The organism is Bacillus solimangrovi (assembly GCF_001742425.1).
In the GTDB taxonomy this organism is placed as follows: Bacteria; Bacillota; Bacilli; order Bacillales; family Bacillaceae_N; genus Bacillus_AV; species Bacillus_AV solimangrovi.
In genome coordinates, this window is the sequence record NZ_MJEH01000015.1 from 49,427 (window position 1) to 60,301 (window position 10,875).

At 36.3% G+C, this 10,875-nt stretch carries 13 protein-coding genes; 11 read left to right on the top strand and 2 right to left on the bottom strand.

Annotation, left to right across the window (positions count from 1 at the left end; translation table 11 throughout):
• Positions 1–20 precede the first annotated feature (20 nt).
• The 10 genes from rplQ (at position 21) to BFG57_RS07200 (ending at position 8,042) form a co-directional block, all read left to right on the top strand.
• The gene (gene rplQ / locus BFG57_RS07155; protein WP_069716809.1) at positions 21–383 is read left to right on the top strand and encodes a 50S ribosomal protein L17; all 363 of its coding nucleotides are present in this window, start codon (positions 21–23) and stop codon (positions 381–383) included.
• A gap of 415 nt (positions 384–798) precedes the next feature.
• Positions 799–1,638, top strand: a complete 840-nt coding sequence (locus tag BFG57_RS07160; RefSeq protein ID WP_069716810.1) for an energy-coupling factor ABC transporter ATP-binding protein — start codon at positions 799–801, stop codon at positions 1,636–1,638.
• On the top strand, positions 1,614–2,483 hold the full coding sequence (locus BFG57_RS07165) for an energy-coupling factor ABC transporter ATP-binding protein (protein WP_069716811.1): 870 nt from the start codon (positions 1,614–1,616) through the stop codon (positions 2,481–2,483). The genes BFG57_RS07160 and BFG57_RS07165 overlap by 25 nt, the downstream gene beginning before the upstream one ends.
• Positions 2,480–3,277: an energy-coupling factor transporter transmembrane component T family protein gene (locus BFG57_RS07170; protein ID WP_069716812.1), complete on the top strand. Its 798-nt coding sequence runs from the start codon at positions 2,480–2,482 to the stop codon at positions 3,275–3,277. The genes BFG57_RS07165 and BFG57_RS07170 overlap by 4 nt, the downstream gene beginning before the upstream one ends.
• Before the next feature lie 5 nt (positions 3,278–3,282).
• Positions 3,283–4,035 (top strand): tRNA pseudouridine(38-40) synthase TruA, encoded by a 753-nt coding sequence (truA, locus tag BFG57_RS07175; protein ID WP_342670284.1) that lies wholly within the window; start codon positions 3,283–3,285, stop codon positions 4,033–4,035.
• A 155-nt stretch (positions 4,036–4,190) separates the two neighbouring features.
• On the top strand, positions 4,191–4,628 hold the full coding sequence (gene rplM, locus BFG57_RS07180) for a 50S ribosomal protein L13 (RefSeq protein ID WP_069716814.1): 438 nt from the start codon (positions 4,191–4,193) through the stop codon (positions 4,626–4,628).
• Positions 4,629–4,646: 18 nt separating this feature from the next.
• Positions 4,647–5,039, top strand: coding sequence for a 30S ribosomal protein S9 (rpsI, locus tag BFG57_RS07185; RefSeq protein ID WP_069716815.1), 393 nt, complete (start codon positions 4,647–4,649; stop codon positions 5,037–5,039).
• Between the two features lie 288 nt (positions 5,040–5,327).
• Positions 5,328–5,783, top strand: a complete 456-nt coding sequence (locus tag BFG57_RS07190) for a DUF2521 family protein (protein ID WP_245676715.1) — start codon at positions 5,328–5,330, stop codon at positions 5,781–5,783.
• 181 nt (positions 5,784–5,964) lie between these two features.
• Positions 5,965–6,693 carry an N-acetylmuramoyl-L-alanine amidase CwlD gene (gene cwlD, locus BFG57_RS07195; RefSeq protein WP_069716817.1) on the top strand — a complete coding sequence of 243 codons (729 nt, stop codon included), beginning with the start codon at positions 5,965–5,967 and terminating at the stop codon, positions 6,691–6,693.
• Positions 6,694–6,992: 299 nt separating this feature from the next.
• Positions 6,993–8,042, top strand: coding sequence for a P-loop NTPase (locus tag BFG57_RS07200; protein WP_069716818.1), 1,050 nt, complete (start codon positions 6,993–6,995; stop codon positions 8,040–8,042).
• Between the two features lie 224 nt (positions 8,043–8,266).
• Here the strand turns inward: BFG57_RS07200 and gerD are convergent, their stop codons facing one another.
• Positions 8,267–8,899 (bottom strand): spore germination lipoprotein GerD, encoded by a 633-nt coding sequence (gene gerD / locus BFG57_RS07205; RefSeq protein WP_069716819.1) that lies wholly within the window; start codon positions 8,897–8,899, stop codon positions 8,267–8,269.
• A gap of 157 nt (positions 8,900–9,056) precedes the next feature.
• Here gerD and BFG57_RS07210 point away from each other — a divergent pair, with 157 nt between their 5' ends.
• Positions 9,057–9,659, top strand: coding sequence for a KinB-signaling pathway activation protein (locus tag BFG57_RS07210; RefSeq protein WP_069716820.1), 603 nt, complete (start codon positions 9,057–9,059; stop codon positions 9,657–9,659).
• A gap of 14 nt (positions 9,660–9,673) precedes the next feature.
• On the opposite strand, the gene pdaB is transcribed toward BFG57_RS07210, so the two are convergent.
• On the bottom strand, positions 9,674–10,435 hold the full coding sequence (gene pdaB / locus BFG57_RS07215; RefSeq protein ID WP_069716821.1) for a polysaccharide deacetylase family sporulation protein PdaB: 762 nt from the start codon (positions 10,433–10,435) through the stop codon (positions 9,674–9,676).
• Positions 10,436–10,875: the final 440 nt, after the last annotated feature.

The following is a 10,875-nucleotide window of genomic DNA, read 5'->3' on the forward strand; positions in this document are numbered from 1 at the left end:
AACAAAGGAGGGAACCTCTCATGGCATATGGAAAATTAGGACGTAAATCTGCACAACGTAAAGCACTTCTTCGTGATCTTACTGCTGACCTGTTTATCAATGAGCGTATTGAAACAACAGAAGCAAGAGCTAAAGAATTGCGTTCAGTAGCAGAAAAAATGATCACTTTCGGAAAACGTGGTGATTTACACGCTCGTCGTCAAGCTTCACAATTTATTCGCAATGAAGTAGCAAATGAAGAAACTGGTGAGAAAGTTCTTCAAAAACTATTCGGCGATATCGCACCTCGTTATGCAGACCGTCAAGGCGGATACACTCGTATTATGAAAGTAGGTCCTCGCCGCGGTGATGGTGCACCAATGGTAATCATCGAACTTGTGTAATTATATAACACAAACTTAAAAGGGCGGGACAGAATCATTATGAATCTGATTCTAGGCCCTTTTTTTGTTTAGAAAAATATCGACTTTCACTAATCTAGTGACAAGTCGTATTTTTCTAATCAGAATATTTTTTATTGCGTGATAATTAGTTCTATGCAAATAGACACGAATTATGTATGATGAGCTCTGTAAATTGAAAGATAGTAATTACTCGTTTAAGACTCTGTCATTCTCAGTAAATGAGACTTCACTTTGATTATTAACATCTTTTCATCCTAAACGATTATTCGTAATACTGAAGTAGCTCTAATCAGAATCATCATTTGTAATTCTAAAAATAAACTTTCCTGAGGATATGAGACATATTTCCGAGGAAATTGTCGAAATCACTCCGAGTGGAAGGGGATAAAACGAATTGGACAAGTTATTATCTGTGAACAATTTATATTATAAATACCCAAACGCTGAGAAATGGGCATTAGAAGATGTGAACTTATCTTTAAAACGTGGAGAATGGACTGCAGTAGTGGGTCATAATGGTTCAGGGAAATCTACTTTAGCAAAACTTTTAAACGGTCTATTAATACCTGAACAAGGTAATGTTGTGTTAGATGATGATATAGAAGTTAATGAAGATACGGTATGGGAAGTACGTAAACGTGTCGGTATGGTGTTCCAGAACCCTGATAATCAGTTTGTCGGGGCTACAGTAAGAGATGATGTGGCTTTTGGGTTGGAAAACATCGGTATTCCGCGTGAAGAAATGGTTAAGCGAATCGAACATGCTCTTCAAGATGTGAAGATGACGGATTTTCTGAATCAAGAGCCGCACCATCTATCTGGTGGACAAAAACAACGCGTTGCGATAGCTGGAATAATTGCTTTACAACCTTCGCTTATGATCCTTGATGAATCAACTTCTATGTTAGATCCATCAGGTAGAAAAGAGGTTGTTGAGACAGTTAGGGACTTACAACGTAAAACTGAAATGACGGTCATATCAATTACACATGAGCTTGAAGAAATTATTGAAGCTGATCGTGTGATTGTAATGAATCAAGGGAAAGTATACAAAGAAGGAACACCACATGAACTCTTTGAACAAGCTGATGAACTAACTGAAATTGGCCTTGATTTACCATTTACGATTCAATTGAGTCGTGAATTAGAGAAATGTGGTATAGACGTTGACGGTGTATACCTTACCCATGGGGAAATGGTGGATAGACTATGGAAATTGTATTCAAAGATGTAGAGCATCGTTATCAAATTCATACTCCCTTTGAGAGAACTGCCCTATATGACATTAATTTAGCAATTCCTGAAAATGCATACTATGCAGTAATCGGTCACACTGGATCTGGTAAGTCTACGTTAGTACAACATTTAAATGCCTTATTAAAACCAACGAAGGGAAAGGTTGAGGCTGGAGAATTTGTTATCTCTTCTAATAAAAAAGCGAAAGATTTGAAAGCGTTACGAAAGAAAGTTGGTATGGTCTTTCAATATCCTGAACATCAGTTGTTTGAAGAAACTGTGGAAAAGGATATATGTTTTGCACCTATAAATTATGGGGTGTCTGAAGAAGATGCGAAAATAATAGCTAAAGAGTCATTGAATGCTGTAGGACTACCTGAGGAGCTGTTAACGCGTTCTCCATTTGATTTAAGTGGGGGGCAAATGCGTCGTGTTGCAATTGCAGGTGTTCTTGCAATGGAGCCGGATGTCCTTGTATTAGATGAACCAACAGCAGGTCTTGATCCAAAGGGTCGTAAGGAAATGATGGCTCTCTTTCAACAATTACATGAACAAAAAGGGCTTACCATTATTCTTGTAACACATAATATGAATGATGCAGCTAAATATGCTGAACATATTTTTGTTATGGATCAAGCAACGTTATATATGGAAGGTACACCGAGAGAAGTATTTTCTGAAGCTGAGCAGTTAAGAGAAATTGGTTTAGATGTACCAGAGTCAGTTGTATTCCTCCAACAGTTGGAAAAGGTATTTAACACACGTCTAGATTATAATCTTTTTACACCTAAAGAAATTTCCCAACAAATAAAAAGCCTTATGCTTGGAGGTGACCAACGATGATGAACAATTTTATCATTGGTCAGTATGTACCTGGCACATCGATTATTCATCGAATGGACCCACGTTCCAAGCTATTGTCCATTTTCTTCTTCGTTTTTATCGTTTTTCTTGCAAATAATGCAATTTCTTACACTGTACTTGGCATATTCACAGTTACTGTTGTAATTATATCTCATATTCCTTTCTCATTTTTATTTCGTGGATTGAAACCAATTCTTTGGATTATTCTTTTTACAGTCATTCTGCATCTGTTTATGACTAAAGAAGGAGAACTTCTTGTTGATTTCGGATGGCTTGAAATATATGAAGGTGGGGTTCAACAGGGGATATTTATCTCATGCAGGTTATTATTTTTAATTATGATTACAACATTGTTAACTCTAACGACAACTCCTATTGAAATCACTGATGGAATGGAGAACTTATTAGGTCCATTCAAACGTATTGGTGTGCCTGCTCACGAGTTAGCGCTAATGATGTCAATTTCATTAAGGTTTATCCCGACTTTAATGCAGGAAACAGAAAAAATCATGAAGGCTCAGACAGCTAGAGGTATTGATTTCAGCAGTGGTCCGTTAAAAGATCGAATTAAAGCCATTGTACCGATGCTTGTTCCGTTATTTATTAGTGCCTTTCGACGCGCAGAAGATTTGGCGTTAGCTATGGAAGCTCGTGGATATCGTGGTGATGCAGGTCGGACAAAATTAAGAGAGCTGTCATGGAGTACAAAGGATACGTTAGCATTTATTATATTATTATTGCTCGTTGTTGTGCTCTTTCTTCTAAGAGGATGATTGATATGAATGATTTACAAAGAATCAAATGCACGATTTCATATGATGGCACTAGTTTTAATGGCTATCAAGTACAACCTGATAAACGAACAGTACAGCAAGAATTAGAGCATGCGTTAAGTCGTATTCATAAAGGGCAAGCTATTAAGGTAGTTGCTTCAGGTAGGACAGATACGGGAGTACATGCTCGTGGCCAAGTGATTCATTTTGATACGCCACTTTCGATACCCGTTCATAAATGGACATTAGCTCTTAATGCGAATCTACCAGATGACATTGTAGTGAATGAAACTGAATATGTCTCAAATTATTTTCATGCCAGATTCGGTACTAAGAAGAAGGAATATCGCTATTTTGTGAATTTAAGTAAAAAAAGGGATGTTTTTAATCGAAATTATATGTACCATTTTCCACGTTCATTAAATATGTCGGATATTGAAGAAGCAGCAAAAGATTTCATCGGTACACACGATTTTACCTCCTTTTGCTCAGCGAGAAGTGAAGTTGAAGATAAGGTCAGAACGATATATAAAATAGAATGTATACAAGAAGACGATGTGTTGATATTTCGATTCGTTGGAAATGGTTTTCTCTATAATATGGTGAGAATCCTCGTAGGTACCTTATTACAGGTTGGTGAGGGCAAAATATCACCTTCCCAAATGTTAGAACTTTTAAATGAGCGAAATCGAGAGCATACTGGGGTTACTGCACCGGGGAATGGGCTTTATCTTTGGGAAGTTTCCTATAACAACTAAACCAGGCGTAACATTTTCTTGACATTGACATCAAAAATGTTATATTATATCCCTTGGTACTGTTTCTGAATCCGCGATTAGCCCCGGAATTAATCGTGTTGATAATAGACTTTCAGAAATCTAAAGAATTGATCGAATTATTAGGAGGGAAAACAATGCGTACGACTTTCATGGCTAAGCAAAGTGAAGTTGAACGTAAGTGGTTTGTAGTTGACGCAGAAGGCAAAACATTGGGCCGTCTTTCAACAGAAGTTGCTTCAATCCTTCGCGGTAAACATAAACCGACTTATACACCACATGTTGACACTGGTGACCATGTGATTATTGTAAATGCAGAGAAAATTGAACTTACAGGTAAAAAACTAAGTGATAAAATGTACTACCGTCATTCTAATCATCCTGGCGGTCTTAAAGTACGTACTGCTAACGAAATGCGTACAAACTATCCTGAGAAGATGCTAGAGATTGCAATCAAAGGTATGCTTCCAAAGGGTTCACTTGGACGTCAAATGGCTAAGAAGTTGCATGTTTACCGTGGTAGTGAACATCAACATCAAGCACAAAAACCAGAAGTTTACGAACTTCGCGGATAATTAAAAGGAGGGTTTACTTTGGCACAGGTACAATATTACGGTACAGGACGTCGTAAGAAATCAGTTGCACGTGTACGTCTAGTTCCTGGTGAAGGCCGCGTTGTTGTTAATGGACGTGACGCAGAAGAGTTCTTTCCACTAGAAACTTTACGTGTTATTCTTAAACAACCACTTGCAGCTACAGAAACTGAAGGAAGCTATGATGTACATGTAAATGTAAACGGTGGTGGATATACTGGTCAAGCAGGAGCTATCCGTCACGGTATTGCACGTGCATTACTTGAAGCTGATCCAGAATACCGCACAACACTTAAGCGTGCTGGATTCTTAACTCGTGACGCTCGTATGAAAGAACGTAAGAAATACGGTCTTAAAGGCGCTCGTCGTGCACCTCAGTTCTCAAAACGTTAATATATCTATCTACACTCCAGCTATATTCAGCTGGGGTGTTTTCTTTATTAATAAAAAGTGTGTGAGAACAATATCATACTTTTACAGAATCAGAATAATCCTAACCTCAAATCAATAACCATTAGTAAGAAACCTCTATATATTTTCTATTCCTATCTTAACCACCACTAACAATGAAATAACAGTCCCATCCTAATAGACTTTTTATTTAAACATAACTTGAAAAGATAATGGTTTTTTGCATGAATTCTTCAAGATGTGAGAAAAACTAAGTAAAAAAAGGCGTGAATGATTATGGAACCTATCACATCATTGGACAGTCATCGAAAAAAGCGCTCAATTAATTTTGAACGAAAATTGCTTAGAGAATTATCCTTAAAAGAGTTATGTGAGCAAACTAAGCACTATTTCGCTCCATTTTTTCTTTCTAAACATGTTTACCAAACGGCTATCGAAGATACCACTGTTGAATTTGCGATAGAAGCTTATTTATTAGGAGCTGAAATGAGTCGGTTTGGTTATTATGGTGAATCAATTGAGAAAGTACGTAAACGTTCAAATGCTACTGAAAGAGAGCTGACGAGCAATTTATATGACTATGTTAGCTATTGGTACTTGGCGACTACTGGAAATGAATTAGCGCAAGAATCACTCTATATTGCATGTGAGAACTTTATGTATTCATGGTGGGAGGAAGGTTTTTCACAAGGTGTGAGGAAATATCGCCTTCGCCTTCATCATTAGTAAATCATGCACTTAATCTGTAATCAGAGTTAAATTGATTAGATAATCAAACGCTAAGTCAAACCCTTTTGAAATATAAGTCCAATTGAGTAAATGTCACGTATAATAAAATTCAATAGCTTTTCATAATTTGCGTTCTTGTCCCATATAGTGTTGTAGAGACGATAGCGGAGGGGACGATATGAAAAGGAAATGGATCATAACATTCACTGGTATTGGTCTATGTGGACTAATAGTTCTCGTATTAAGTTTGTGGTCTACAGAGAATGTTTGGAATACATGGAACTTACCCTTATCTGGAAAAGTGATCGTATTAGATGCTGGTCATGGCGGAGCTGATAGTGGGGCAATTGGTGATGAGGATTTATTAGAAAAGGACATTGCATTAAATGTAACACTTTATTTGCGAGATTATTTGCAGGAAGCGGGGGCCCTTGTCTATCTTACTCGTGAGAAGGATATAGACTTAGCACAAAAAGGAACAAAGGGTTATAGTAATCGGAAGCGGGAAGACTTGAAAAAACGTGTTGAAATCGTAAACGATAAAGGAAACGACTTGTTTCTATCGATTCATTTGAACGCCATACCATCACCACAATGGCATGGTGCACAAACGTTTTATTATCCTCATTTAGAAGAAAGTGAAAGACTATCGAAATTTATTCAATATGAAATACGTCGTAATTTAGAAAATACGAATCGCTATGCAAAAGCTATTCAGCATGTGTATTTAATGAAACATGCAAAAATACCTGGTGCTCTAGTGGAGATAGGTTTCTTGTCAAACCCACATGAGCGTGAATTATTGAGGCAAGATGCATATCAGGAGAAGATGGCAGCAGCAATTTATCAAGGGGTTCTACGTTACTACACAGGGGAGAAAGAGCCAGAACAACCGCCGATTGATTAGATCGGTGGTTAATTTATTGTTAATTGCTGTTACGTTTCTACTTCAATACTTGAAACAATCTAGATGTTCACGTAAAAAAATACATTGGCTAACCTTATATTCAAAATATATTGTGGTAATTTACTGCTTAATTATTCACCAATAGTTGAAGTGGAAAATGTATTAAATGAGTGTTTGAATGTAATGAACCTATATGGGAACGTTGTATGAGATACAATTCTTTTGTGTAAGTTTCATGTGTGCTATACTAATGAATGAAATTTCGGAATTATTTACACATACAAGGCGGTGGAAGTAATATGTTAACAATGGAGCAAGTTTATGAAGTTCTCGGTAACATGCAAGAACCATTTTTACATAAATCTCTAACAGAATTAGATGCTATTCAAGAAGTGAAAATTAAAGAAGAAAAAGCTCATGTAAGCGTTAAAATTCTTCTTGCAAAAACTGGAACAGCTGAACAAATGCAAGTACAGCAAGAAGTTGTTCAACGTTTGAAAAGTGCAGGAGCGGAATCAGTTGGGCTTCGATTTGCAGAGCTTCCTGAAGACGTGATTGCTAATTTGCAACCTCAAGGAACTGTAGGTGGCGGACATTCAATTTTGAATTCTAATAAAACGACATTTGTAGCTGTAGCTAGTGGAAAAGGTGGAGTGGGGAAATCAACTGTATCAGTCAACCTAGCAGTTTCATTAGCTCGTTTAGGAAAAAAAGTCGGCATTGTTGATGCAGATATATATGGATTTAGTGTGCCAGATATGATGGGTATAACAGAAAGACCGAAAGTACGTGGGGAAAAGATTATACCAGTTGAACGATTCGGTGTTAAAGTAATCTCAATGGGTTTCTTTGTCGAAGACAATTCTCCAATAATATGGAGAGGACCAATGTTAGGGAAAATGCTTAATAACTTTTTTGATGAAGTTGAGTGGGGAGAATTAGATTACTTACTCCTAGATCTACCTCCTGGAACTGGGGATGTTGCATTAGACGTGCATACAATGTTACCTTCCTGTAAAGAGATCATCGTAACAACACCTCATGCTACAGCAGCATTTGTAGCAGCTCGTGCTGGTGCAATGGCATTGAAGACAGACCATGAAATTCTAGGTGTCATAGAAAACATGGCATATTTTGAAAGTAAGTTAACAGGAGAAAAAGAATTTGTCTTTGGAAAAGGTGGAGGAGAAAAGCTCGCTGAAGAGTTACGTACTGAGGTGATTGGTAATCTTCCGCTTGGTCAGCCTCAAATAGATGAAGATGACTTTGCGCCATCAGTTTATGGCGAAGATGAACAAATAGGAAAAATATATATGACGATTGCTAGAAGGGTTGCTGAACTAGCTTAATAACATCCCCGCTCTTTTTCTTATAAGGAGCGGGGATTTGTTAAAAACGAACAAAATATAACGTTAAGAGGTAACTACTCCTAAGTAGGAGAAAGTTTTGAGTCTTCTCTATGACCACTTGTTAACTGTTGTATAAACGTTAATATAAAATCGTGAAGCGAAATATGGAGTTCAAGTAAAAGACGGGAGCATTACTCTACCAGAAATTTCAATAAATGTGCAACCTATGTGTCAGAGCCTTTACTTCCTCCTCCATCTTCTTCACTAGAGTCTTGACCTTCATCAGAAGAATCCTTAGATTTATCCTCGCCCTTTTGAAGCTCTTCTGCACCTTTAATGAGCATTTCTTGCATTTTAACTTTGAAAAGTGGGTTTTCAATTGTTTCTGTTAAGATTTTCTGCATTTCTTCTCGATAATCAGGAGTAGATAAGAGCTTAAGGTATTGTTGTTGCATCTCTGGGTTTTGTAGAATATCCATTATTTTCCTTTGGTATTCTGGGTCTTTCATTAAGTCTTTCATTAATTGTTCTTGCTCTTTTTTGATACTATTAGCAAAAGCTTCGCTAAACTTAGGGTCTTCAAATTGCTTTTTCCAAAAGTCTTTCGCCTCTTTTGAAGTTAATGTCTTTGTTATCGATTCTTGAACAGTTTGTTGATCCATGATTAAGGACTCTTTAATTTTGTCATCCTTCATGATTTCTTGTATGGCTTGTTTACCTTCATCTGTTTTTAAGATGTCGACCACCATTTTTTTTGTAGCATCGTAGTCCGGTTGGCTACTACCTTGTGCTCCATTTCCTGCACAACCTGAGAGGAGAAATAAGAATAGTATGAGGAGCGATAGAGCTTTTTTCATTCAAACTGGCTCCTTCCAAAACATATTTTCTTATTTCTTAATATGAAATGCTACGTCAAAAATATACACACCTTTATAAAAAGTATAGGTAGCAATTTACGAAAGCGGTTGATACAATCATATAGGAGAAATTCACCTTTGTTTGGAGGAAGAGTTCTTGAATAGTCGTAAATGGGTATATTTATTTTTTACAACTCTTATGTTTGGAGGAGTAAGCTCAGTTATTACAGGCTTTATGGTAAAGTGGGACGAATATGCAGAGGTATTTAGCTCACTTCACGTAGGAGAAATACTTGGAGCATCAATTTGGTTTTTAGGAGTCGGTTTTATCTTTAGTTTAATTAGTCAGATGGGCTTTTTCGCTTATTTAACGATACATAGATTTGGGTTAGGAATCTTCAAATCAGTTTCGTTGTGGAATAAAGCACAAATAGTACTAATTGTTTTTGTGTTCTTTGATTTAGTATATTTCCGATATAAAACTTTTTTAAAACCAGGTGAGACGATCGTTCAATATTTGCTTCCTGCAATACTCATATTGGCGTTTGCGGTAGCAGTGGCTTACAAAAAAATGAAGGAAACAAACCGAGATGCATTCATCCCGGCGGTCTTCTTCATCTTTGTCGTAACGATAATCGAATGGTTCCCAGCGTTAAGGGTAAACGAGCTTGATTGGTTATGGTTGATGGTCTTTCCGTTATTAATTTGTAATGCATGGCAGTTATTGATCTTACATCGTTTAACTGGAGCTAAGAAATAAAACTAATATGGTGGCTATTGAACTTCTTTGCTTGATGCTTTTGCATTCGCAATTAACTCAGACACAGGTATATTGGTATAGCCGTTTTGTTTCATTCCTTTAATAATTAACGGCATTACTTTTATTGTTTGTTTAGCTGAATCAGAAGCATGAAGAAGGATAATATCGCCACCCTTCATATCTACTAGAACACGATTAACAATCTGTTCAACACCTGGATTCATATAATCCTTCGAATCAACACTCCAATGGACGAGTGTGTACCCGTGCCTTTCAGCAACTTCAATGACTTCTTTACTAATTTTCCCAGTAGGTGTACGCATTAATTCAATATCTTTTATTTTTAATTTATTAAAAGCCTCTTTTGCTAACGCTAAGTCCCTATTTATTTTTTTTTCATCTAGATCAGTATAATTTTGATAATCATACCCAAGAGAACCAATTTCATGTCCATCATCAATGATTCGTTGGACAATTTCAGGATGTCGTTCTGCCCAACTTCCAGAAATAAAGAAAGTAGTATTTTTCACGCCGGATGATTTTAATACATCTAATAATGGTATAGCTTTTTCGTCTCCCCAGTTTAAATTAAATGTTAATGAGACATGTTTACTTTCTTCATCCCCTTTGTAAAATGCCTTTGGTCCATCTTCTGTTGAAAATACTGCAATTTGAAGATTACTCATATATAATATGGTTGCAGTGAATAATGCAGTCATTAATAAGATAGCTGATCGTTTTAATTTTTTTCCGTTAACGACAACAAAAAATTTCAACCCAAACACCTCCTTTTCACTGCTATATTTATATGAGTGTTTGGACAAGATATGAGTTATTCTCTAAAGAAAGTGTTCTCTTTTCGTTTCATTTGAAAATGTTCATTGTTCCTATTAAGTAATGAATAGCAGGTTGGAATAGGATATGTTTAAATGGAGTGAAGTGTTTAATTGTTGTTTGTTATGAATGAAATATATAGCTTTTTAAAAATATAAAAAAAGTATAAAAATATGTTGACGTGATATGATAATCTTGTTATATTAATAAACGTCGTCAGAAACATAAGCGACTTAATAAACAAACAAAAAATGTTGACAAGCATATTGCTCGATGTTAATATGTTAAAGCGACATTAAATGCTCTTTGAAAACTGAACGAAATGAACACATTGTGCGAGCAAGTTTCAAACAATCTTTTATCGGAGAGTTTGATCCTGGCT

Excerpts from the sequence above, each read along its gene's own strand:
- rplQ (WP_069716809.1), top strand. The coding sequence starts at position 21 with ATGGCATATGGAAAATTAGGACGTAAATCTGCACAACGTAAAGCACTT.
- BFG57_RS07165 (WP_069716811.1), top strand. The coding sequence starts at position 1,614 with ATGGAAATTGTATTCAAAGATGTAGAGCATCGTTATCAAATTCATACT.
- BFG57_RS07170 (WP_069716812.1), top strand. The coding sequence starts at position 2,480 with ATGATGAACAATTTTATCATTGGTCAGTATGTACCTGGCACATCGATT.
- truA (WP_342670284.1), top strand. The coding sequence starts at position 3,283 with ATGAATGATTTACAAAGAATCAAATGCACGATTTCATATGATGGCACT.
- rplM (WP_069716814.1), top strand. The coding sequence starts at position 4,191 with ATGCGTACGACTTTCATGGCTAAGCAAAGTGAAGTTGAACGTAAGTGG.
- BFG57_RS07190 (WP_245676715.1), top strand. The coding sequence starts at position 5,328 with ATGATTATGGAACCTATCACATCATTGGACAGTCATCGAAAAAAGCGC.
- cwlD (WP_069716817.1), top strand. The coding sequence starts at position 5,965 with ATGAAAAGGAAATGGATCATAACATTCACTGGTATTGGTCTATGTGGA.
- BFG57_RS07200 (WP_069716818.1), top strand. The coding sequence starts at position 6,993 with ATGTTAACAATGGAGCAAGTTTATGAAGTTCTCGGTAACATGCAAGAA.
- gerD (WP_069716819.1), bottom strand. The coding sequence starts at position 8,899 with ATGAAAAAAGCTCTATCGCTCCTCATACTATTCTTATTTCTCCTCTCA.